Raw genomic sequence first — 21,035 nt, forward strand, 5'->3', positions numbered from 1 at the left:
TATTTGGGCTTGACCAGTGATTCGCCAGGCTTCTATAGTCACTGTCATATTCTATCTAGACAGTGAGGCAACAATGTCGGAGTACGCGGGTCTCTCTCGCAGGATGTGGCACCAGATCGAACCGGTGCACGCCCTGCTGTACTTCTCACCCCAGGCGTTCGACGAGGCGTCGGGGCTTGGTTACGACATCGAGTCGCGCTGGCCGAGCTACTTCGCCTGGCGCTGGGCGCCGCTCGGCACCCCCGGCGCGCGGCTGGTCACCGCCACCGCCTACAGCTTCAGCCCGGCCATGGTCGCTGAACACGTTCCGGCGATCTGGGCGACGGCCGCCCCGGAGAAGGTGCTCGACGCCCGGCTTTCGGCGGTGGACCGCACCTACCGCGCCCTGCTCGGCGACAGGCTCGACAGCCCCGACCTCGCCGAGGCCGCCGAGCTGGCCAGGCGGGCGGCGGAGAGCGTGAAGGTGGCGCACCGGCCGCTGGCCGCGGCCAATCTGGACCTGCCCTGGCCCGAGGAGGCGCACCTGGTGCTCTGGCAGGCGTACACGATCCTGCGCGAGCATCGCGGCGACGGGCACCTGGCGGCTCTGCTGTCCGCCGGTCTCGACGGCTGCGAGGCGCTCGTCTCCTTCGCCGCGATCGGCGCGGCCCCGGCGGCGAACTTCGCGGGGCGCGGCTGGAGCGAGCAGGAGTGGGCGGCGGCAAGCGACCGGCTGTCCGCGCGCGGACTGCTCGACGACGAAGGGCAGGCGACCGAAGAGGGGCGGCGACTCCGTGACCAGGTCGAGCGGATGACCGACGAACTGGCGGCGGGCCCGTGGCGTGCGCTCGGGGCCGAGCGCGCCGAACGGCTGGCCCAGCTGAGCCTGCCCCTGCTGGGCGCCGCCTTCGAGTCCGGCCTGCTGCCGATGACCAGCACCCTGGGCATCGGCAAGGTGCAGGCGCCCGCATGACACTCGATGTGCTGACCGGCGAGCAGACGCTCCTGAGGCGGGCCGAGTTGGTGAGCGTCTACCGTGAGGCGTTCACCGGCCCGCCGTGGCACGAGAGCGAGGAGGCGGTCGGGGCCTTCCACGACCGGCTCACCGCCGACGCCGGACGAGCGGGCTTCCGCGCCGTCCTGGCCACCGGAGATGCGGGGCCCTGCGGATTCGGCACGGCCTGGCCGACCACCTCGCCGTTCCCCACCGAGCGCAGCTACGGCAAGGTGCTCGCGGCGCTCGGCCAGGACGGGACGGCCCACCACCTCGTCGGCGCGCTGGAGGTGGACGAACTGGCGGTCGCGCCGCACGCGCGCGGGCAGGGCCTGGCCGGTCGCATCCTCGACCTGCTGTGCGATCAGCGTCGCAGCTGGCTGCTGACCTCCCCGAAGGCCCCTGACGCCATCCGGCTGTACGAGCGCTCCGGCTGGCGAAGGGTCGTCGACGATCCCGAGGTGGTGGTGTTCGTCAAGCCAGGTCAGGCAAGCCCTTGAGCGTGGTGAAGCGACGCGGTGGAGCCGCCGCCGAGGCGGGGTGGCGACGGCGACGGTCCCCGGTCAGCCGTTCAGCTCCGCCATGGCTTCGACGATGTCAGCGTTGTCGGACTGCAGGCGCCCCGCCCAGCCCGCGTTCTCGAGCGGGTAGTGGTTCATGAGGATCAGTGTCTCCTCGGTGTTCGCGATGCCGTCGTATGCCTCGGCGATCGCGGTGTGGATCTTGGCTGCCATCCGCCTCTTCGCGTCGAGGCTGGCCAATTCGGGTGCTTCGAGGAAACACAGGGGCCGGATCGGCTCCGCGGCGAGACGCCCGTCCTGGGCGACCTGGTCGGGCGCGTACTCGCGCAGCCAGATCCTGACGTCGGGAATGTGGTAGGCCGCGTCGATCGCCGCGGTGATCTCCTTCATCATCTTCTGCTTGGCCTCGGACCGGACTCCGGTGGGAGCCTCGATGAAGAACTGGGGCATGGCAACGGTCTCCTGTTCAGCGGGTCATCAACCGACAGTCGGACAGTACAACTAAAGAGTCGGGAAAAACAACCAACTAGATGTCCTTCCCGACTCTCGAGTAGGCTCGTCGGTGTGGCGGGCAGGCGGAAGTACGACGACGGGTGCGCGGTGGCGCACGGACTCGACCTGATCGGCGAGCGGTGGGCGCTCCTGGTCGTTCGCGAGCTGCTCCTCGGCCCGAAGCGCTTCACCGACCTGCGCGCGGGGATACCGGGAGCGAGCGCGGACATGCTGACCCAGCGCCTGCGCGAACTGTCCGAGTCGGGCGTCGTCCGGCGGCGCAGGCTCGCCCCGCCCGCCGGCTCCTGGGTGTACGAGCTGACCGCGTGGGGTGCGGAACTGGAGCCGATCGTCACGCGGCTCGGCCGGTGGAGCAGCCGCTCACCGAGGCTGCGGCGCGACGCCGCGATCGGCGTCGACTCCCTCGTCCTGTCCCTCAAGGCGCTGTTCGACCCCGAGGCCGCGCAGGGGTTCGACGCGGTCGTGGCGCTCAGGCTCGGCGAGGACCGCTTCCTGGTCGAGATCGCCGGCGGGCGGCTGGGGATCGCGCGAGGGCAGACCGAGCGGGCCGACGCGACGATCGCGGCCGATCCCGACACCCTGAGCGCGCTGTTGTACGGAGACCTGCCCGTCGCGGACGCCGTGCGGGCAGGCCACCTGGTGCTCGACGACCCAGGGGGCCTGGTCGAGCGGTTCCTCCGCCTGTTCCCCCTGCCGGAGCCGGCCGCCCTGCCGAACGACGCGGGGTGACCCTCGTAGGCGCTACGAGGCAGGAGGCCAGTTCCTGAGGAGGGCGTCGAGCGCGTCCATGGCGCTGGACCAGGAGGCGTCCACCTCACGCGCGTGGTGGCGGAAGCCGCCGGCCGTCTCCAGGCTCACGTATCCGAAGAAGGCGCTGTGCAGCAGCCGCACCGCGTCCGTCTGGGCGGGCTCCCGCAGCTCGTAGCCGCGCAGGATCGCCCGCGTCAGCTCGGAGTGCCGTCGCGCCGCGCTGGCGGCCGCCGTCTCCGGGTCGAGCTCCATGCGCATGGCCGCGTACCTGCCGGGATGCTCCTTCGCGTAGTCCCTGTAGGCGTTCGCGAAGGCCACCAGGGCGTCCTTGCCCGCACGGCCCGCCAGCGCGGCGGCGGCCCTGTCGGCGAGCTCCGCCAGGGCGAACACCGCCACCCTGACCTTCAACTCGTGCGCGTTCTTGACGTGTGAGTACAGGCTCGCGTCCTTGACGCCGAAGCCGCGCGCGAGCGCCGAGACGGTCACGTTCTCGAAGCCGACCTCGTCGGCCAGGTCCGCCGCCGCCTCGGTCAGGCGTGCGGCGGTCACCCCCGCGCGTGTCATGCGTCACCCTTCGCGTTTCCTAGAGCTTCTAGGATCCTACTTAATCAGTCGCGACATTGCTCTAGGAAGGGTAGTTTCGTGGCCATGAGAGAGGTTACCGAGCGCGACATCCGCGCGTCATTCGTCAACTGCACCAAGGGGGAGGCGAAGCGTCTGGCCGTCCCCAAGGACCTGGCCGCGCTGCCGTGGGAGGACCTGGACTTCCTCGGGTGGCGGGATCCGGGCGCGCCGGAGCGGGCCTACCTGGTCACCGAGTCCGGCGACGGGTTCGTGGGCGTGGCGCTGCGGCTGGCCTCTCCCCATGCCGGTCACGTACGGCGCAGCATGTGCTCGTTGTGCCTGACCATGCACACGGGGGACGGCGTCTCGCTGATGACCGCGCGCAGAGCGGGCAAGAGCGGGCAGCAGGGCAACTCGGTCGGCGCCTACATCTGCACCGACCTGGCCTGCTCGCTCTACCTGCGAGGCAAGAAGGAGATCGGGCTCGGCGGGCGGCTGCACGAGTCGCTCACGCTGGAGGAGCAGATCGAGAGGACGGCGGGCAACCTGGCCGGGTTCCTGGACAAGGTGGTCGCGTGACGACGTCGAACGAGCCCGCGGTGCCCTGCTCGTAACCGCGGCGGCTACACCGGCCGCGTCGCGGCCTCGGGCAGGACGTCGGGCCTGCGCCGGGCACCGCGCTCGAAGGCAGCGGTGCAAGCCCGCTCACCGAGGGCGAGCCTGACCGTCCGCGTGATGCGGTCCACGTCGCCGCGCTCACCGGGCGGCAGCGGCGCGGACACCGACCGCCTGGCCTGCGCGGCGGTGCCGAGGAGCTCGGCGGCGAGCCTGTGCCGTCCCGCCAGCGCGTGCGCGCCGGCGAGCCCTTCCAGGGCCAGCGCGAGAGCGCGGACGTCGCGCGTCTCCCGCGCGGCGGCATGACCCTCCAGATGTACGGCGAGCGCGGCGTCGGCCTGCCCGCGCAGCTCGTGCACGAACCCGAGCTCGGCCAGGGTCAGCGCGATGCCCGGCTGGTAGCCGATGGCCTGGTTCGCGGCGAGTACCCGGCGCGCGTGCGCCTCGGCGACGTCCAGCCGCCCCTGCCGTCGAGCGCCGAGCGCCAGCCCGAACTCGGCGAACTGGACGGCCGGCATGCTGGACTGCTCGGTCGCGAGCCGAAGCGCCTGGGTGTGCAGCCGCTCGGCCGCCTCGTGATCGCCCGTGAGCAGGGCGATCCGGCCCAGGCCTGACAGGCGCTGGGACACCTCGGTCCACAGGCCGAGCTCCTCGGCGATGCGCAGCCCCTCGCTGTTGAGCCTGCCCGCCCGCGGATAGTCGCCCTCGATCTCCGCCGCCGTCGTGAGGCTGTCGATGGCCTGCAACCTGCCCCACTGGTCGCCGAGTTCCTCGAAGAGGGCGTGGCTGCGCTCGCCGTCGCGCCGGAGGGCGGCGAGGTCGCCGCGGAGCATCGCCTGGGTGGCCCGCGCGCTGAGCGCGGCGGCCACGCCCCACCGGTCGCCGAGCTCGGTGCACTCGCGCAGAGCGCGGGCGACCAGATGCTCGCTGTCGCTCATGCCGGTCCCCGCGAAGAGGGTGGAGCCGAGGAACAACCGGGCTCTGGCGGCGGCCCTGGGATCGTCGAGTCCGTCGAGCAGGTCGAGGACGGGTCCGAGCGGACGCCTCACGCCCTCGACGAGCAGCTCGAAGGCCGCCTGCCAGGCCAGGGCCACGGTGTGCGCGCGTTCAAGGGAGTCGTCCCCGTGCGGCGGGCCGGGAGCGGGCAGCGCCAGGGCCGCGGCGAACGCTCGGCGGCCCTCGCCCAGCCTGCCGCGCAGCACCCAGTACCACGCCAGCGCGTTGACCAGCCGTAGCGCCAGGCCGGTGGCGTGCAGGCGCACGGCGCGCTCGAGCGCCACCCGGAGGTTGGCCGCCTCGCTGTCCAGCCTGCGCAGCCACTGCCCCTGCTCGTGTCCGCGCAGCCGAGACTCGGCCTGTTCGGCGAGCTCGACGTAGTGGTGAGCGTGCAGCAGATGAACGCGATCGCGCTCGCCTGCCTCGTCGAGCCGTTCGGCGGCGTAGGCGGCGATCGACTCCAGCAGCCGGTAGCGGGGGCCGGGCCCGACGGCGACGAGCGACCGGTCGACCAGCCGGCCCACTATCTCGGCCACCTCAGCCGCCTCCCAGCCGGGTGACGCGCTCACCGCTTCGGCTGCCCGCAGGCCGCAGCCGTCGGCATGAACCGACAGCCGGCGCAGCACGGCCCGTTCGGGCTCGGACAGCAGCGCCCAGCTCCAGTCGATCACGGCGCGAAGGGTGCGCTGCCTGGCGGGGGCTCCGCGCCGCCCCGCCGTCAGGACGCTGAACCTTCCACCGGCCTGCTCGGCCCACTCCGGATCCCACGCCCCCAGCCGACGGGCCAGCTCCATGATCCCGAGGGTGCGCACCCGGGCCGCGGCCAGCTCCAGCGCCAGCGGCAGCCCGTCGAGGCGGCGGCAGACGGCGGCGACGACCTCGGCGTCGCCCGGCTCGAGGACGAACTCCGGCGCCGCCGCCCGCGCCCTGGCGACGAAGAGCTCCACGGCGGCCGCCCGGCGGAGGTCGTCGAAGCCGGACCGGGCGTCCGGCAGCTCCAGCGGAGGCACCACCGTGAGGTGCTCGCCCGCGATGGCGAGAGGCTCCCTGCTCGTGGCCAGCAGCCGCAGGCCGGGGGCCGTGGCCAGAAGTCGCTCCACCAGCTCGGCCGCCGCGTCGATCACGTGCTCGCAGTTGTCGAGCACCAGCAGCGCGCGCCGGCCGCGCAACGCGTCGGCGAGCGCGCCGACGGCGGATGCGGCAGGCACCTCACGACCGCCGAAACCCGGTACCCGGACGTCACGGACGCCCAGCGCGGCGGCGGTCACCTCGGCCAGCGTCGCCGCGGAGGCGGCCGGGCTCACCCCGGCCAGCTCCACGAGCCAGGCGCCGTCGGCGAACTCCTCCGCCGCCTGGCGAGCGGTCTCCACGGCCAGTCTCGTCTTGCCCACCCCGCCGGGGCCTGTGAGTGTCACCAGGCGGGTGGACGCCATCAGGTCGCGTGTCTCACGCAGCGCGTCGGAGCGGCCGATCAGGTCGTCCACCGGTGCGGGAAGGTTCGTCCGCGGCCGCTCCTGCAGCACGGCGGTGTCGCGGCTCACGACCGCCGCGTGAAGGAGGGGATCCTGACGCAGGATCGCCTCGTGCAACGCGGTCAGCTCAGGGCCTGGATCGAGGCCGAGGTCGTCCGACAGCCGGGCGCGCAGGCCGGCGTAGGCCGCCAGCGCCTCGCTCTGCCGTCCTGACAGGTACAGGGCCCTCATGTGCGCGGCGCGCAGGCGCTCGCGCAGCGGATGCCGCGAGACCAGGTCACCCAGCTCCGCGGCCAGCGAGCCGTGCTCGCCCAGCGCCAGGCGTACGTGCGCGTGCTCCTCCATGGCCGTCAGGCGTTCCTCCTCCAGCCTGGCGATCGCAGGCTGGGCGAAGGACGCGTCGGCGAAGTCGGCGAGCGCGGGCCCGCGCCACAGCGCCAGCGCCTGCGCGAACAGGCTCGCCGCCTGGGCCGGATCTCCCCCTGCCTGCCTGGCCCGCAGGACAAGCCGGCGGAACCGGTGGGCGTCGAACGCCTCGGGGTCGGCCAGCAGCCGGTAGCCGGCGGGGCCGTACTCCAGCAGGCGCCTGCCTCCCTGCTCGGCCCGCTCCAGGGCGTTGCGCAGGCGGGAGACCTTCAGCTGCAGCGCGCCGGCCGGATGCGCGGGCAGGCGCTCGCCCCAGAGGTCGTCGATCAACCGATCAGGCGAGAGCGGCCCGCCGTCGTGGGCGAGCAGGTCGGCCAGCAGCGCCCTGACCCTGGACTCGCGGATGGCGACGAGGTCACCACCCTCGGTCCAGACGGCGAGCGGCCCCAGCACCCCGAAACGCACCCCGGACACGATAGCCGACGACGGCGGAGGGACAGCCGGGCGACAGCGGCCACGGGCACCGTGGGGCTCCTGAGAGAGGAGACACCATGTCATCGAACCGCGCCCGGCTGCGAGACTGGCTGGGACTGGCCGTCCTCGCACTGCCGACGATCTTGACCTCCATGGACGCGACCGTGCTGTACCTGGCGCTGCCTCACCTGAGCGCCGAGCTGCGACCCGACGCCACCGAGACCCTGTGGATCATCGACGTCTACGGCTTCATGATCGCCGGCTTCCTGATCGCGATGGGTTCGCTCGGTGACCGGATCGGCCGCAGGAGACTGCTCATGCTGGGCGCGGCCGCGTTCGGCGTGGCCTCGGTGGCCGCCGCGTACGCCCCGTCCGCCGAGCTGCTGATCGCCGCGCGGGCGCTGCTCGGAGTGGCGGGCGCCACCCTGATGCCGTCGACGCTGGCGTTGATCAGCAACATGTTCAAGGACGCCAGACAGCGGGGGCTGGCGATCGGCGTGTGGGCGACCTCCCTCTCCGTGGGGCTGGCCGCCGGTCCGCTGATCGGCGGCCTGCTGCTGGAGTGGTTCTGGTGGGGATCGGCGTTCCTCGTCAACGTGCCGGTCATGGCGTTGCTGCTGCTGGCGGGCCCGCTGCTGCTGCCGGAGTACCGTGATCGCGCCGCCGGAGGCGTGGACCCCGCGAGCGTCGCGCTGTCGCTGGCCGCCGTGCTGCCGGTCGTCTACGGCCTCAAGCAGCTCGCCGAGGGCGGTCCGGCGGTGGCGCCGGTTCTCGCGCTGGTGCTCGGCTCGGTGATGGGTGTCCTGTTCGTACGGCGGCAGCACCGCCTCGCCGATCCGCTGCTGGACCCGCGCCTGTTCGCAGGACGCGGATTCACCGTCGCCCTGGTGATCCTCCTGATCGGTCTGGTCACCATCGGCGGCACGTACCTGTTCGTCACGCAGTACGTGCAGACGGTGGCGAACCTGTCGCCCTTCGAGGCGGGCCTGTGGCTGCTGCCCGCCGCGCTCGTGATGATCGTCACCTCGATGCTGGCGCCGATCCTCGTGCGCCGCGTTCGCCCCGCGCACGTCGTGGCGGTCGCGCTGGCCGTCTCGGCGCTCGGCTACGGGCTGCTGGCCGTGGCGGGAAGCCTGCCCCTGGTGGTGGCCGGATTCGTCGTCGTGTACGCCGGCGTCGGCCCGATGATGGCGCTCGGGACCGACCTGGTCGTGGGAGCGGCGGCTCCCGACAGGGCCGGCGCGGCCGCCGCGCTGTCGGAGACGAGCATGGAGCTGGGCGTGGCGCTCGGCGTGGCCACCCTGGGGACCGTCGGGACGGCGATCTTCCGTGCCGCGGGTGCCGGCGCGACGCTGGAGGAGGCGATGGCGGCGGCCCGGAGCCTACCGGGGGCGGCGGGTCAGGAGCTGATGGAGGCCACCAGGGCCGCGTTCGGGGCCGGGTTCGGCGCGGTCGCCGCGATCAGCGCCATCCTGGCCGCGGGGCTGGCTGTGCTGGCGGCGACGGCGCTCAGGCACCTGCCCCCCACCGAGGCCACGCCGCCGGCCGGGCGGCAGGACGCCGTGACGGCGGGCCGTCCTGGCGCGTAGGCGGTGGCAGGGGCGCCGTCGAGTCAGCCCTTCAGGAAGAGCCGCAGCCTGGCGGCCAGCTGGTCAGGGGCCTCCTCCGCCATGTGGTGCCCGCTCTCGATCGGGCCGCCGTCCACGTTCTCCGCCCAGCCCCGCCAGACGGCGAGCACGTCGCCGTAGAGATCCTCCATGTCGTCCCCTGTCGCCCAGAGCGCGAGGAGGGGACAGGCGATCGTGCGGCCGGCGGCGCGGTCGGCGTCGTCGGCGGCCCGGTCGAGGCCCAGCCCCGCCCGGTAGTCCTCGCACATGGCGTGGACGGTCTCCGGATCGTGGAGCGCCGCGCGCAGGTCGTCGTACGCCTCCTGCCCCATCACCTCGGGGGTGAGGCCGTACCAGGCGTCCGGGTCGGCGTTGATCACCCGCTCGGCGGGCTTGGCCGTCTGGCCGAGGAAGAACCAGTGCCACCAGGCGCTCGCGAAACCCGCGTCGCAGCGCGCGAGCGCCTCACCGATCGGCACCACGTCGAGCACGGCGACGTGGGTCACGGCCTCGGGATGGTCCAGTCCCAGGCGCTGGGCCACGTAGGCGCCGCGGTCGTGGCCGACGACGGCGAAGCGCTCGTGGCCGAGGGCCCGCATCAACCGGACGCAGTCGCCTGCCATGGCCCGCTTGGAGTAGGGCTCGTGGTCAGGGGTGCTGGGCGGCTTGGACGACTGGCCGTAGCCGCGCAGGTCGGGGCAGACGACGGTGAAGTCGGCGGCGAGCAGCGGGGCGACACGGTGCCAGGTGGCGTGGGCGCGGGGATGCCCGTGCAGGAGCAGCACGGGGGCGCCTGATCCGCCGTGCCGTACCCGCAGCCTGGCTTCGCCCACGTCGACGTGCTCGTCGATGAAATCCTCGAACATCCTCTCCGCCGTTCCCCCGAACGGCCCTGCTACTCGCGGAGCTCCGGCGGAGCCCCGGCCCCCGCCTGCCACAACCCGTCGAACAGGCGCAGCAGGTAGTCGTACATCGCGCTGCCGTTCCTGAAGACCAGACACGGTGAATTGCGCCCGTGGGTCTCCTGCAGGTACGGGGTGAAGTACGCCAGCCGGTCGGTGAGGATGACCCGGCAGTTGTGCGGCGCGTCGAACAGCCGTAACTCCACCGAGGCGTTCTTCGTGGCCACCGCCGAGACGTAGTCGATGTTCGCCGAGACCTGCTTGGCCAGCAGCCCGCTCTCGATCCCCGGATCCAGGCGGCGCACCTCGTCCTCCCTCGCCCGCAGCCACCCTCCCGCGTCCGCGGGGTCGGGAAGCAGGACGCGGGTCGACTCCAGGCGCGGGTTGCCCGGCCGCCAGGCCTCCTGGAAGCTGTCGCGGGCCAGCTCGTTGCCGCGTCCCGTGAGCACCTTGATCCAGCGGGCCGCTCGAAGGTCGGCCGCCAGGTCGGCGTTGGCCGCCGACTGCTTGGGATAGGAGCGCAGCACGCCCACCCCCGACATCCGCGACAGCAGGCGAAGGAGCAGCCGTCGCGGCCAGGACAGGCCGAACCAGCCTGCCGCGACCGTGAGCACGGTCGCGATCAATGAGCTGACGACCCCGATGACCAGTTCCTGCATGTCGCTCCCTCGCCCGCCGCCGGTTCCCAGGACATATCGTGATCTGCCGCGCCGTACCAGGTCTAGGGTGGGACCTTATGATCGGCGTCATCACCGCCCTGCCCGTGGAGTCGGTCGCCCTCCTGCACGTGCTGGGTGAGGTGCGGAAGGTCCGGGCGCCTGCCGGTGACACCAACCAGTACGTGCGGGCCGAGCTGCCGTGCGGCCCTGTGGTGACCACCGTGCTGACCACCACGGGCAACAGCGCGGCCGCCCACGCGTGCGCGCATCTGGTGCGCAGCTTCCCCGGGGTCGAGACCGTGATCATGTGCGGGATCGCGCTGGGCGTGCCCAGGCCCGGCGACCCCGAGCGGGACGTCCGGCTCGGTGACGTCGTGGTGGGCAGCGCCGGCGTGGTCCATTACAGCCATGTCAGGGTGACCGACGAGGGCGTCAGGACCAGAGGCGCGACACTGGTGGCGGCGCCCCGGCTGCTGCGCGGGGTGAACGAGCTGCGTGCGGCGTCGTTGCGCGGCCGGCACCCCTGGCGCGAGCGGGCCAGCCCGCCGCCCTCGCCGCTGTACGCGCGTCCGCCGTCGGAGCGCGACTGGCAGGTCTTCCACGGCAGGATCGGCAGCGGCGACGAGCTGCTGCGCAGCGCGCGGCGCAGGGACGAGCTCGCGCGGCGGGAGGATCTGCTGGCCATCGAGATGGAGGCGGCGGGCGTGGCCGTCGGCGCGGCGCTCGACGGCCGCGACTGCCTGGCGGTGCGGGGCGTCAGCGACTATGGCGACGCCGCCAAGTCCGACCTGTGGCACCCGGCCGCGTCGCTGGCGGCCGCCGCGTACGTACGGGCTCTGCTGGACGTGCTGCCCCCTTCCTCCTCGCCTGCGAGCACGCAGCACCGCCCGCTTTCGCTCCTGGACCTCGTGACGGCGATGGAACGAGTCTCGTCGTTGCAGACCCCGCAGGACCGCGACGAGGTCCTGCGGCTGCTCGGCCCGCCCGTGGAGGGGTTGGTGAAGCGTGACACGCGGACGCGCCACGCCCTGCTGAGCCTGGCGAGCGTCTGCGGCACCTACCCCACGGGACTGGCCGACCTGCTGGAGGTTCTGGAGCGGCTGGAGGGCCCGGACTCCTCCCCCTTACGCGCTCTGGCGGAGGCGATCGAGCACTACCGCCCCTGACCGTCGTAGTCGAACTCGCCGTCGAGGGCGCCGGCGACGAAGGCGTCCCATTCGGCGTGGGTGAAGACCAGGATCGCGCTGTCCTTGTCGCCGCCGTTGCGCATAAGGATATTTTCCCCAACGAAGGCGATTTCCACCGGATCCTCAATTGTCTGCCCGGCTTCGCTCCTCATCCATACAACAGACGAAAGGTCGAAATCTGCCGCTTTCGGCTTGCTTGGCAACATAGTCGCATCTTATGACAAAGATCCTGATTTATATGGAAATGCCATGCCGGCAACCGGCACACTTTCTCTCTGTAGAGTAGCCGGGTAATCACGTTCCAGAGTTACGGAGGGAGCAACATGCACGACGCACCCGCATGGCGCAAGAGCAGCTACAGCACCGAACAGGAGTTCGGCACCTGTGTCGAAGTGGCGGAGCTCGGCGACCGGATGGGGGTCCGCGACTCCAAGAACCCCGGCGGCCCGCACCTCAGCTTCTCCCGTGAAGCCTGGGCCGCCTTCGTGGGCTCGATCGGCTCACGCCCCATCTGAGCGGAGGGGGCGCTGTGGCGGCGCCCCGTCCTTTACCGGCTCGAACTGCCCCCGTCTGATCCCCTCGATAAAGGCCCGCCACGAACCTAACGACACCAGAAGATAGGGGCCGGGATCCTTGCTGTCCCTGATCGCGCAGCCGTTGCCGAGATGGGCGACGCTCACGCACCCACCGCCTGTCCCATCGCTCCACGTGCTTTTACGCCAGGGGAACTCAGCACTCTCACTCACGTCGCAATACTCCCGGGTTCTTTGTGGAACCTGTTGGCAACGGGACCACGCTGTCCGCTTTTGGCTCTTACAGCACCCGCTACACGGAGATTGGGTAGATATCGCAGTTTGCCCGCTTTCCTTGGCCACGAGACTTGATCGCGGGATGGTCTTCGCCCAGCACCCGCCGGTAGCCGGCCAGCGTCTCCGACAGCAGCGTGGCCGCCTCCGCCTCCCTGCCGACCGCCTGTAGGTCCATGCTGAGATTGAACGCGCAGGCCAGCGCGGTCGGATGGTCGGCGCCCTGTCCCTCACGCAGTTGTTCGAGGGTGCGCCGGTCCAGCTCCAGCGCCTGCTCGTGCTCGCCCAGCTCGTACAGGTCGCTGGCGTAGTTGATCGCGCAGATGAGCGTGCGGGGATGCTCGGCCCCCAGCAGCCTGGTGAGGTCCTCCAAGGCCTGGCGATCCAGATCCCTCGCCTCCTCCACCCGGCCCATCAGCCGCAGCCCGACCGCGACGTTGACCGCCGCGGTGGGCGAGTTGGCGTGGTCGGGCCCGAAGATCTCCTCGTAGAGCTGCTTGGCCCGCAGGCCGAGCTCGACCGACTGCGTCAGGTCGCCGATGTGGCGCAGGTTGATCGCGTGGTTGAGGGTGATGGCCACCGTGGTCTGGGCCTTCTCGCCGTAGCGGGCCCTGAACAGCGACATCGCCTCCTCCGAGAGCTTGAGCGCCTCGTCCTGCCTGCCCGCCTTGCGGCTCATCACCGACAGCAGCCCGATGGCGTCCATGGTGCCGGGGTGGGAGTTCTGGAAGCGGCGGCGCATCTCGTTGGTGTGGATCTCCTGGAGATTGCGCGCCTCCAGGTAGTGGCCGCACTCCATGATGTCGACCGTCAGAGCGACGCGCGAGCTGATGGTGCTGAGGTTGTCGGGCCCGAGCACCTCCTGCTTCCTGCGGTAGGTGTCCTCGTCCAGCTCCCGGGCCCTGACGGGGTCGCCGGTCAGCCGGTAGTCGATGGCCAGCAGGTGGGCCTGTTCGAGGGTGAGCGGGTCGTCGGGGCCGAAGCGGCGGCGCAGCGTCTCGTACGCCTGGCGGTCGATCTCCAGCGCCTCGTCGAAGCGGCCCAGGTAGCGCAGGTCCGCGCCCAGATAGCCCTGCGCCTCCAGCGTGCGCTCATGGTCGGGGCCGAGCCTGTCGCGCAGCGCGTCACGCGCGTGCAGGTGGTGGCGGTAGGCCGCATGGAAGTCGGCGAACAGGCGCAGCGCGCGCCCCAGACGCAGCTCGGCGGCGAGCGTGGCGTCGTGCTCGGGCCCCAGGTTCTCGCTCCAGGTGTCGACGGCGCGTTGCGCCATCGAGATGAAGCCGTTGTGGTCGCCCCACAGATAGAGGAAGTCGATGAGGTTGAGGAAGAGCTCCCTGGCCCACGGGTCGGTGCACTCCTCCAGCTTGGAGGCGAAGACGTGCGGGAAGAGCGCGTGGTACTCCGGCCAGCGCGCCCGGTTGCCCGGCGCCTTGGGGTCGGCGTTGGCCAGCATCAGATGGCCGCAGTGGCGGAACAGCATCCGGTCGTCGTCCGACAGCTGGCTGGTCACCACGCGCTGCACCAGCCGGTGCAGCGAGATGGTGTTGTCGCGGTAGTTCAGCTTGGCGAGCGCGTACTGGTTGATCGCACGGGTGGTACGGCTGAGCGCGATCGGGTCGCGCAGCGCCTGCAGCAGCTCGGGCGGCCCCTCCATGTCGCGGCTGCTGGTCAGCAGCGACCTCGGGATCGGCTCGGGCGCGAGGAAGGCGCACACCTGCAGGAGCTGCAGGGCCGCGGGGTGGCTCTCCCTCAGCCGGTCGAAGGAGACGTTCCAGGCCGCCGCCACCGGCACCTCGGCGCCCTCGACCTGTAGCAGTTCGGTGCTGTGCTCGTCGAAGAGCTGGAGGTACTCCGAGGTCGGCATGCCCGTCTCCGACAGCCAGACCGCGGCCTGCTCGATCGCCAGCGGCAGGTCGCCCAGACGGCTGGAGATCTCGTCGGCGTCCTGGTCGCTCAGCTCGGGCCCGCGCAGGCGCAGCAGCTCGCGGCTCTCCTCGCGGGTGAAGACGTCGACCTCGAGCGGAGCGGCGTAGGAGAACCAGTCGCGCGAACGGGAGGTCACCATGATCTTCCCCGGACCGTTGGTCGGGAAGAACTTCCTGATCTCGTCCACGTTCTCGGCGTTGTCGAAGACCAGCAGCCAGTCGGCGTAGGGGCGGCCCAGCCGCAGGGCCTCCTTCACCGCGGGAACGGCCACGTTCGGCTCGGTGACGTTCAGGTCGAGGTGGACGGCCAGGTCCACGAAGGCCTGGCGCACCATGGTCAGCCGTTCGGAGGGTATCCACCAGATGAGGTCGTACTTGTCCTGATGGCGATAGCAGTACTCAATGGCGATCTGCGACTTGCCCACGCCGCCCAGGCCGTGCAGCGCCTCGGGAAGCACCGCCGTGGTCCCCGCCGACAACCGCTCGTGCAGCAGCGCCAGCATCTCCTCGCGGCCGGTGAAGCTCACGTTCTTCTGCGGGACGTTCCACACCGGCGTCGGCTCGTGGGACTCACGCTTGGCTGCCAGCGGTACGGCGCTCATGTTGATGGTTACTCCAAACGGGTCAGGCGGCGATGGATCTTTTACGACATGCGGGTAGACGGTGTCCTCAGGGCGAGGAAGATCGCGGCTGGAGGCGTGCCCCGCCAGCGCCGGCTCACTCGTGCCTTCATGGCCACGAAAGGCATCCCTGATCCGCCGCGCGGGCACGGTGTAGCGCCCTGCCATCGCCTCCAGGGCCGACACGGTGGGCTCGACGAGTGGTGACAGCTCGCGCGGCAGGTCGGGCACGGACGCGCTGCCCGGCGAGACGATCATGTCGCGCAGACCGCGTAACTCGTCCACCTCCTGGCCCAGGTGGTCGACGACCGCGACCAGCACCTCGGCCGTCTCCGAACGCCTGCCGGCCTGCAACAGCTCCGCCCGCACCCCCGGCACGAAGTCGTACGGCACGCTGAGCGGCGTCTCCCCTGAGTCCGCCCGCCGGATCAGATCGCTGCCCAGGACCTCGGCCAGGTGCGCGTCGCTGGCATGGGGCACCAGCTTGCGCTGCACCAGCCGCATCACCGACATGGTCAGCGGCGCGGCGGCCAGGTGCACGGCCAGCTCGAAGGCGACAGGCGAGACGCCCATGCGGAACCGCCAGACCCGCTCCTCGGCCGAGGCGTCCTCCTCCGGCTCCCGCGACTCATGGTCGGTCTCGGCGGAGGAGCAGGCCAGAACCCCGCAGGACCAGCGGGCGCGGCTGCCCATGACGAACTCGGCCCAGCCCTTCACCTGACCGGCCGCCGTCCCGATGACCGGCACCGGCACCATTCCCGGCGGCACGGCCGAGCCGTACTCGACGGCGGCGGCGGCGGGCTTGGTGTTGCGCAGCTCGGCCCGCTCCGGCGCGATGCCCGTGCGCCGCCACAGCCGCGCGGGCAGCAGATGAACCACGACCACCGCGTTGTTCTCACCCCAGCGAGCCAGCATCCTGTGGGCGGCCCCGGTGTGCCAGGCGTCGCCGATGCCGTCGGTGAGGACGACGATGAGCCTGCGCCCGGTACGGCCCGGCAGCGCCAGCGCCGAGGCGGGGGTCGCGGGAGCATCGGCTCGCCCTGTGCGCAGCCTCAGCTCGGACTCCCGTTCCACGTCGGCGTCGAGGAGATGCGTCCGGATCACCCGAAAGGCCGCGACGTCGGTGAAGGCCGCCGCGAACCTGTTGGCGGCGGCCCTGTGCAGGATCGCGAAGCGGCCGTCGTCGATCACCACGTCGAGTTCGAGCAGGCGCTCCCTCGCGGGCGCGAACACCGGCAGCCAGAGGTCGTCGCCCGCCGCCTGTTCGGCCGTGGCCTCCTCGTCGACCTCGGCCGCGCCGTGCGGTGACTCGACCAGCCGCCGGAAGGCGCGCATGGCCTGACTGACCGCGCGACGTCGCCTGGGTTCGGAGACGGTGAGGTCGGCCCGCTCGCCGACCACCTCATGGACCGCCGGCTCCAGCGTCACCGCGAACGGCATGCCGGAGCCCGCGGCCTCGCCCCCGGTCACGTCGGTGTCGGCGCCCTGCGCCGGCGGCGCCTGGTGGCCGGGCGGCGCCTCGGCGGGTCCTGGCGGGTCCTGCCTGGCTCGGCTGGGAGCTGACGGCAGCTCCCCCGTCCGGCCCGCGACGGCATGGGCGGCGAGCCAGAGAAGGTCGGCGGCCTCCTGCCAGTGCGGCGCGCCCTCGCGGCCGAGTGGCGATTGACCTGCCGACCTGCTCACCCCACGCCTGCCTCGTCAAGCCGTCGTAGCACCACGTCGAGCACCTGTTTGTAGAACTGCTCGCTCCAGCCGTCCTGGCCGGTGATGACCAGGTGCAGCGCGTTGAGGAGCTGGTCGGCGGCCACGGAGTTGCGCGTGCGGTAGTCGAGGAACTCCTGGATGATCCGGTCCTTGTACGGCTCGGCGTCCTGGCCGAAGTGCGCCACGACCAGCTCGGCCAGCCGTTCGGCGCTGGGCTCCGGCATCTCGAGCCTGATGCACCTGCGCAGGAAGGCGGGAGGGAACTCGCGCTCTCCGTTGCTGGTGATGACGATGAAGGGGAAGGCCCTGCAGGTCACGGCGCCCTCGCTGATCGCGGCGGTCCGGCCCGCGTCGGCGGTGTGGACGACCTCGGGCCGCCCCGAGCGGGCCCGGAACAGCTCCCTGATCTGGAAGCCGCCCTCCTCCACGACGTCGAGCAGGTCGTTGGCGAGGTCGGCGTCGCCCTTGTCGAACTCGTCGATCAGCAGCACCCGCGGCAGCTCGTAGGGCAGCAGCGCCGTTCCCAGCGGCCCGAGCTGAACGTACTTGCCGATGCTCGGCTCGCTGCCGGCCACCCGCGCGTCCTGGACCCGGGCGACCGCGTCGTAGTCGTACAGTCCGGAGCGCAGGGTGCTGCGGCTGTTGACGGGCCAGCGCAGGACGGGGCCGAGGTGCAGCTCTCGGCTCACCTGGTAGGCCAGGGTGGACTTGCCCACGCCGGGCGGCCCCGTGACCAGCAGCGGACGACGCAGGCAGAGCGCGGCGTTGACCGCGATGACCTCCTGCGGGTCGGGCCTGCGCACGGGAAGCGTGTCGACCCTGCCGAGCCTGCGGTCGAGCTCCTCGAGGTCTTCCGCCGGAGGGTCGATCACCTGGCCGCCGGTGAAGGTACGCCAGGGGGGTGGCGCCGGCAGGGCGTGCCGCAGGGAGATGTCCTGTAGCGGCCGTCCCGTGCCTCGGTAGAGGAGCCACCCCTGGGGGATGGCTGCGAACTCACCGTCCCCATGTGGTGTTTCCACGCTCATCTGTGGATGTTTCCTCACTCGGATACACGGCGCGGCGCATGAAATTGGGCTCTTCTGAAGCATCCCCTTGATTAATCTACCGCGCAACCCTGAGATGCGGGACAGGCGGAATTGGCCTGTCGGGATCGTCCCAAAGGAGGGCGACGCTCTCACAAGCCGCTGAACTGCGCAATTGAAGGATGCTCTCCGGGAGTTTCTTGAGTTTGACCGGTTGGACGACGTCGTGGACAATCTCCCGAAATTCGACATTCGATGCTACATCGCGACACCAGAGGACAATCGGCAGTCCGGCGTCGATAGCGGCCTCCAGTTGGGCACGCCCCAGCGGATGGTCGGGCGGCGCCGAAAGCACGCAGGCCACCAGGTGACAACCCCGTATCAGGTCGTCGTGCACGGCGCCGAGTTCGGCCTCCTCCAGCGGGATCACATGGGTGCCGCCCTCGCCCCGCATGAACCTGTCCCACCTGTCGCGCCAGTGCCGGTGGCGGTGGCGCGGGCGCAGGCGCGCGTCGCTGCGCAGCACCACCTCGTAGTCCTGGCCGAGCGCGCGCGGCGGCAGGTTCTGGCTGATCTGGCGGGGCCAGCGATCCACGGCCAGATTGACCAGATCGGGCGCGAGCATGAACTCCAGCAGCAAGGGGCCGCCGGACGTCCACTCCTCCTCCGCCTTCAGGACCAGTTCCACCACGTAGTCCCCGAGCCGGGCGGAGGGCAGCTCGACGTCCTCGCCGCGTACCGGGCTCCAGCGCGACTGGTCGGCCTGTGTCCAGTGCGTGACGCGATGCGGGTCGGTGCCGTCGTCGGGCACGGGCGACCTGTCGATCTCGACGATGAGGCAGACCGGCAGGTCGGTACGGGTCTGGAAGGGCGGCGGCTGGCGCAACAGGAGTTCCAGTTCGGTCGCGGCCACGTCGTCGAGCTCCCGCAGCAGGTCCCGCTGGCGGTAGAGCCATCTGCCCAGCTCGTCCTTCAGCTCGGGGTCGTTCGCCGGTTCCTGGTGCACCAGCCGTCCCCGCAGCAGCGCCACGAAGCGCAGGTGCGGCGCCAGCCAGCCGGGCCTGCCGTTGACGTCGAGCAGGAACTCGAACATCTCCCACGCGCTGGTCAGCCCCACCGGGCAGACGGCGCCCTTGCCCTCGGTGACCACCTGGTAGAGGGCGCGCAGGTCGCCGGCCTCGCAGCGCCTGAGCAACTCCTCGATCCGCCGCTCGTCCTCCGGCTCGAGGAGGCTGTCGGCCAGTCCTGCGAGCCTCCTGATCTGCTCCACCTGCGGGAGCCCCGCGGCGAAGAACTCGACCGCCCGCACCAGGGCGCCGCGCGCCTGCTCGCTCGCCAGGCAGTGCAGGGCGATGTTGAGGAAATGCACCTTCCGCTTGGCGGAGTAGGGGACGTCGAGCCCGGCCGAGCCCATCTCGGCGACTACCGCGTCGACCAGATCGGCGGGTTCCAGCTGAGGTATCGAGGCAAGCACTCTGGCGACCGCCATGTGATCGCCGAGATTCGCCACGCTTCTCCCCCGCTGCGCACCTTCACCGATTAAATTGCCGTGATTCTACTAAATCGCACAAGCATTTCCACTAGTGGTCAAGACAATCCCCGCCAACGGCCGTCTGATCGGCGCAGCAAGCCGGTGACCAGCATCCTTCGAACTGGGACAACTCACCCATAACCAACAGCCCGGGTCAGGGCCGCCCCATCCGGCTCTGGCCTGGTCGCATTACCTGTCGTATTTTTACGGCAAGAGAAGCCATCCAGGGAGTACGTCTATGGACAGCGCGGACGGCCGGGTCCTTCTCATCATTGTGATCGCGATGGTCCTCTTCGTCGTCGGACGCCGATTTCAGCGCGCGCTCGACACCTGGCGAGGATGGGGAAAGGCGGTCAAGGACGCCGCGGCCGCGGCGGGAAGGGTGCCGGACGCCAAATCGGCGGCTTGGGCGGCGCTCTGGAGCATGGTCCTGGTCGGCGGGGTGACAGTCGTCCTGATCGCCCTGGCGGTGAACGGGATCAGGGCGTAGGACGCTTCACGCCTCCTGCCACGCGCGGAAGAGCTTGATGCTCTCGGCGAGCTGCGAGTGCAGAGGGGACGGCAACGCGTCGGGAGAGAACCAGCCCAGCTCGTCGAACTTGTGCGGTTCGCCGATGGCGGCCTCGGCGGGGTCGACCCTGACCGCGAAGATCACCGCGACCCAGTGAGAGGCGGGCTCCTCCCTCAGGACGTTGCGCACGCCGATGGTCTCGATCTCCAGCGGACGGGTCACGTACTCCTCGGCCACCTCCCTGGCGACGGCCGCCTCGAACGACTCCCCGTACTCCAGAGCTCCCGCGCCGCAGTCCCAGGTGCCGGGCTCGTCCCGCGCGCCGGTGCCGCGTCGGGCCAGGAGCACCCGGCCACGGCCGTCGTGGCAGAGGAAGACGCAGGAGACGCTGGGCGTCCTGCGCACCTGGTCGGCGCCGGGCCGCTGGTCGCTCATGGGGATGATCCTTCCGCTTCTCAAGAGGTGGCGCCGCGGCTCGGGGAGCTCCGCCGAGCCCGCGCCGTCACCTGCCGGTCACTGCTCCACGCGGATACCCGGCCAGGGCGTCCTTGTCTCTCAACGCCTGGAGCTCGCCGCGCGACAGGGCCGTGGTGAACAGGCCGGGCTCGGTGCCCGCCTCGGTCAGCCTCCTGCCGTCCGGGTGCCAGGCTCCGCTGCCGCCGCACGAGCGCCACCCCGGCCCCGTGCCCGCGTGATTGGCTACGACGGAGAACATGCGGTGGTCCATGGCCCTGGCCGCGAAGTGGATGTCCATGCGCCGCGCCTCCTCCTGTGTGTAGAGGGCGGACGCGGCGTACACCTCGGCGCCGTCGCGGGCCGCGTCCTCGGCGTGCGCGGGAATGCCGGCGTCGAGGCAGAGAGCCAGGGCGACGCGCCAGCCGTCGACGTCGAGGAGTTGGCCCTTGCCCGCGGGCCGGAACAGGTCTCGCTCCTGGCCGTGCAGGTTCCGCTTGCCGTGGACGAGCATCTCCGCGTCAGGGCGCAGCACCAGGGAGGCGATCCAGGGCGTGCCGTCCGGCCAGCGGTAGGCCGCGCCCACCACCGCGGTCACCCCGGCTTCCTGGACGGCCTTGCGGACGACGTCGAGCCGCGGATCGTTCTCCGTCACCCAGCAGGACGGGTCGGCGAAGAGGCCGAGGTCGTAGCCCACCAGCGAGAGCTGGGGGAACATCAGCAGCTTCGCCCCCGCATCGGCGGCGCCGCGTACCACCGCGGCCGCCGACAGGGCGTTCGCCTCCACATCCCCCGGCGTCGCGGAAAGCTGGGCGACCGAGACGACCAACGACTCTGAGGGCATGCCTGGCATCGTATCGGCCG

The 21,035-nt window shown here is 71.2% G+C and carries 20 protein-coding genes; 8 read left to right on the forward strand and 12 right to left on the reverse strand.

Annotated elements, in window-relative coordinates; genetic code table 11:
* Window positions 1-73 precede the first annotated feature (73 nt).
* Window positions 74-952: an SCO6745 family protein gene (locus FHR33_RS09095; protein WP_183645516.1), complete on the forward strand. Its 879-nt coding sequence runs from the start codon at window positions 74-76 to the stop codon at window positions 950-952.
* On the forward strand, window positions 949-1,473 hold the full coding sequence (locus FHR33_RS09100; RefSeq protein WP_183645517.1) for a GNAT family N-acetyltransferase: 525 nt from the start codon (window positions 949-951) through the stop codon (window positions 1,471-1,473). Before FHR33_RS09095 ends, FHR33_RS09100 begins: the two co-directional genes overlap by 4 nt.
* 63 nt (window positions 1,474-1,536) lie before the next feature.
* On the opposite strand, the gene FHR33_RS09105 is transcribed toward FHR33_RS09100, so the two are convergent.
* Window positions 1,537-1,944 (reverse strand): tautomerase family protein, encoded by a 408-nt coding sequence (locus FHR33_RS09105; RefSeq protein WP_183645518.1) that lies wholly within the window; start codon window positions 1,942-1,944, stop codon window positions 1,537-1,539.
* Window positions 1,945-2,058: 114 nt separating this feature from the next.
* Between FHR33_RS09105 and FHR33_RS09110 the strand changes: the two genes are divergently transcribed.
* Window positions 2,059-2,736, forward strand: a complete 678-nt coding sequence (locus FHR33_RS09110) for an HxlR-like winged helix-turn-helix transcriptional regulator (RefSeq protein ID WP_183645519.1) — start codon at window positions 2,059-2,061, stop codon at window positions 2,734-2,736.
* A 12-nt stretch (window positions 2,737-2,748) separates the two neighbouring features.
* Here FHR33_RS09110 and FHR33_RS09115 read toward each other — a convergent pair whose 3' ends face one another.
* Entirely contained in the window at window positions 2,749-3,321 is a 573-nt protein-coding gene (locus FHR33_RS09115) for a TetR/AcrR family transcriptional regulator (protein WP_183645520.1), read from the reverse strand.
* An 84-nt stretch (window positions 3,322-3,405) separates the two neighbouring features.
* Between FHR33_RS09115 and FHR33_RS09120 the strand changes: the two genes are divergently transcribed.
* Window positions 3,406-3,900 (forward strand): FBP domain-containing protein, encoded by a 495-nt coding sequence (locus FHR33_RS09120; RefSeq protein ID WP_183645521.1) that lies wholly within the window; start codon window positions 3,406-3,408, stop codon window positions 3,898-3,900.
* A gap of 44 nt (window positions 3,901-3,944) precedes the next feature.
* Here FHR33_RS09120 and FHR33_RS09125 read toward each other — a convergent pair whose 3' ends face one another.
* Window positions 3,945-7,235 (reverse strand): AfsR/SARP family transcriptional regulator, encoded by a 3,291-nt coding sequence (locus FHR33_RS09125; protein WP_183645522.1) that lies wholly within the window; start codon window positions 7,233-7,235, stop codon window positions 3,945-3,947.
* A gap of 86 nt (window positions 7,236-7,321) precedes the next feature.
* Here FHR33_RS09125 and FHR33_RS09130 point away from each other — a divergent pair, with 86 nt between their 5' ends.
* Entirely contained in the window at window positions 7,322-8,833 is a 1,512-nt protein-coding gene (locus FHR33_RS09130) for an MFS transporter (protein WP_183645523.1), read from the forward strand.
* Between the two features lie 23 nt (window positions 8,834-8,856).
* Here the strand turns inward: FHR33_RS09130 and FHR33_RS09135 are convergent, their stop codons facing one another.
* Both FHR33_RS09135 and FHR33_RS09140 read right to left on the reverse strand, forming a co-directional pair.
* Window positions 8,857-9,717, reverse strand: a complete 861-nt coding sequence (locus tag FHR33_RS09135; protein WP_183645524.1) for an alpha/beta fold hydrolase — start codon at window positions 9,715-9,717, stop codon at window positions 8,857-8,859.
* A gap of 29 nt (window positions 9,718-9,746) precedes the next feature.
* Window positions 9,747-10,412, reverse strand: a complete 666-nt coding sequence (locus tag FHR33_RS09140; protein ID WP_183645525.1) for a DUF5919 domain-containing protein — start codon at window positions 10,410-10,412, stop codon at window positions 9,747-9,749.
* A gap of 77 nt (window positions 10,413-10,489) precedes the next feature.
* On the opposite strand from FHR33_RS09140, the gene FHR33_RS09145 reads away from it, so the two are divergent.
* The gene (locus tag FHR33_RS09145; RefSeq protein WP_183645526.1) at window positions 10,490-11,578 is read left to right on the forward strand and encodes a phosphorylase family protein; all 1,089 of its coding nucleotides are present in this window, start codon (window positions 10,490-10,492) and stop codon (window positions 11,576-11,578) included.
* Here FHR33_RS09145 and FHR33_RS09150 read toward each other — a convergent pair.
* On the reverse strand, window positions 11,566-11,805 hold the full coding sequence (locus tag FHR33_RS09150; RefSeq protein WP_246451717.1) for a DUF397 domain-containing protein: 240 nt from the start codon (window positions 11,803-11,805) through the stop codon (window positions 11,566-11,568). The two genes, FHR33_RS09145 and FHR33_RS09150, sit on opposite strands and share 13 nt — an antisense overlap.
* A 117-nt stretch (window positions 11,806-11,922) precedes the next feature.
* Between FHR33_RS09150 and FHR33_RS09155 the strand changes: the two genes are divergently transcribed.
* Window positions 11,923-12,114, forward strand: a complete 192-nt coding sequence (locus FHR33_RS09155; protein WP_183645527.1) for a DUF397 domain-containing protein — start codon at window positions 11,923-11,925, stop codon at window positions 12,112-12,114.
* On the opposite strand, the gene FHR33_RS52495 is transcribed toward FHR33_RS09155, so the two are convergent.
* The 4 genes from FHR33_RS52495 to FHR33_RS09175 all read right to left on the reverse strand — a co-directional run bounded on the left by FHR33_RS52495 (window position 12,100) and on the right by FHR33_RS09175 (window position 19,186).
* A complete protein-coding gene (locus FHR33_RS52495) occupies window positions 12,100-12,474 on the reverse strand; it encodes a DUF397 domain-containing protein (protein WP_312895432.1) in 375 nt (124 codons plus the stop codon). The genes FHR33_RS09155 and FHR33_RS52495 overlap by 15 nt on opposite strands.
* Window positions 12,425-16,633, reverse strand: coding sequence for an FxSxx-COOH system tetratricopeptide repeat protein (gene fxsT, locus FHR33_RS52500; RefSeq protein WP_183645529.1), 4,209 nt, complete (start codon window positions 16,631-16,633; stop codon window positions 12,425-12,427). The genes FHR33_RS52495 and fxsT overlap by 50 nt, the downstream gene beginning before the upstream one ends.
* The gene (locus FHR33_RS09170) at window positions 16,630-17,679 is read right to left on the reverse strand and encodes an AAA family ATPase (RefSeq protein WP_183645530.1); all 1,050 of its coding nucleotides are present in this window, start codon (window positions 17,677-17,679) and stop codon (window positions 16,630-16,632) included. The genes fxsT and FHR33_RS09170 overlap by 4 nt, the downstream gene beginning before the upstream one ends.
* Before the next feature lie 76 nt (window positions 17,680-17,755).
* The gene (locus tag FHR33_RS09175; RefSeq protein WP_183645531.1) at window positions 17,756-19,186 is read right to left on the reverse strand and encodes a VMAP-C domain-containing protein; all 1,431 of its coding nucleotides are present in this window, start codon (window positions 19,184-19,186) and stop codon (window positions 17,756-17,758) included.
* 259 nt (window positions 19,187-19,445) lie between these two features.
* Here FHR33_RS09175 and FHR33_RS09180 point away from each other — a divergent pair, with 259 nt between their 5' ends.
* A complete protein-coding gene (locus FHR33_RS09180; protein WP_183645532.1) occupies window positions 19,446-19,697 on the forward strand; it encodes a hypothetical protein in 252 nt (83 codons plus the stop codon).
* 6 nt (window positions 19,698-19,703) lie between these two features.
* Here FHR33_RS09180 and FHR33_RS09185 read toward each other — a convergent pair whose 3' ends face one another.
* Together FHR33_RS09185 and FHR33_RS09190 are read right to left on the reverse strand one after the other, a co-directional pair.
* On the reverse strand, window positions 19,704-20,153 hold the full coding sequence (locus FHR33_RS09185; protein ID WP_183645533.1) for an NUDIX domain-containing protein: 450 nt from the start codon (window positions 20,151-20,153) through the stop codon (window positions 19,704-19,706).
* A gap of 67 nt (window positions 20,154-20,220) precedes the next feature.
* Entirely contained in the window at window positions 20,221-21,015 is a 795-nt protein-coding gene (locus FHR33_RS09190) for a carbon-nitrogen hydrolase family protein (protein ID WP_183645534.1), read from the reverse strand.
* Between the last annotated feature and the right edge of the window lie 20 nt (window positions 21,016-21,035).

It is taken from the genome of Nonomuraea dietziae, assembly GCF_014195505.1.
GTDB classification, from domain to species: domain Bacteria; phylum Actinomycetota; class Actinomycetes; order Streptosporangiales; family Streptosporangiaceae; genus Nonomuraea; species Nonomuraea roseola.

Excerpts from the sequence above, each read along its gene's own strand:
- FHR33_RS09095 (WP_183645516.1), top strand. The coding sequence starts at position 74 with ATGTCGGAGTACGCGGGTCTCTCTCGCAGGATGTGGCACCAGATCGAA.
- FHR33_RS09100 (WP_183645517.1), top strand. The coding sequence starts at position 949 with ATGACACTCGATGTGCTGACCGGCGAGCAGACGCTCCTGAGGCGGGCC.
- FHR33_RS09105 (WP_183645518.1), bottom strand. The coding sequence starts at position 1,944 with ATGCCCCAGTTCTTCATCGAGGCTCCCACCGGAGTCCGGTCCGAGGCC.
- FHR33_RS09115 (WP_183645520.1), bottom strand. The coding sequence starts at position 3,321 with ATGACACGCGCGGGGGTGACCGCCGCACGCCTGACCGAGGCGGCGGCG.
- FHR33_RS09120 (WP_183645521.1), top strand. The coding sequence starts at position 3,406 with ATGAGAGAGGTTACCGAGCGCGACATCCGCGCGTCATTCGTCAACTGC.
- FHR33_RS09130 (WP_183645523.1), top strand. The coding sequence starts at position 7,322 with ATGTCATCGAACCGCGCCCGGCTGCGAGACTGGCTGGGACTGGCCGTC.
- FHR33_RS09135 (WP_183645524.1), bottom strand. The coding sequence starts at position 9,717 with ATGTTCGAGGATTTCATCGACGAGCACGTCGACGTGGGCGAAGCCAGG.
- FHR33_RS09140 (WP_183645525.1), bottom strand. The coding sequence starts at position 10,412 with ATGCAGGAACTGGTCATCGGGGTCGTCAGCTCATTGATCGCGACCGTG.
- FHR33_RS09145 (WP_183645526.1), top strand. The coding sequence starts at position 10,490 with ATGATCGGCGTCATCACCGCCCTGCCCGTGGAGTCGGTCGCCCTCCTG.
- FHR33_RS09150 (WP_246451717.1), bottom strand. The coding sequence starts at position 11,805 with ATGTTGCCAAGCAAGCCGAAAGCGGCAGATTTCGACCTTTCGTCTGTT.
- FHR33_RS09155 (WP_183645527.1), top strand. The coding sequence starts at position 11,923 with ATGCACGACGCACCCGCATGGCGCAAGAGCAGCTACAGCACCGAACAG.
- FHR33_RS09170 (WP_183645530.1), bottom strand. The coding sequence starts at position 17,679 with ATGAGCGTGGAAACACCACATGGGGACGGTGAGTTCGCAGCCATCCCC.
- FHR33_RS09180 (WP_183645532.1), top strand. The coding sequence starts at position 19,446 with ATGGACAGCGCGGACGGCCGGGTCCTTCTCATCATTGTGATCGCGATG.
- FHR33_RS09185 (WP_183645533.1), bottom strand. The coding sequence starts at position 20,153 with ATGAGCGACCAGCGGCCCGGCGCCGACCAGGTGCGCAGGACGCCCAGC.
- FHR33_RS09190 (WP_183645534.1), bottom strand. The coding sequence starts at position 21,015 with ATGCCCTCAGAGTCGTTGGTCGTCTCGGTCGCCCAGCTTTCCGCGACG.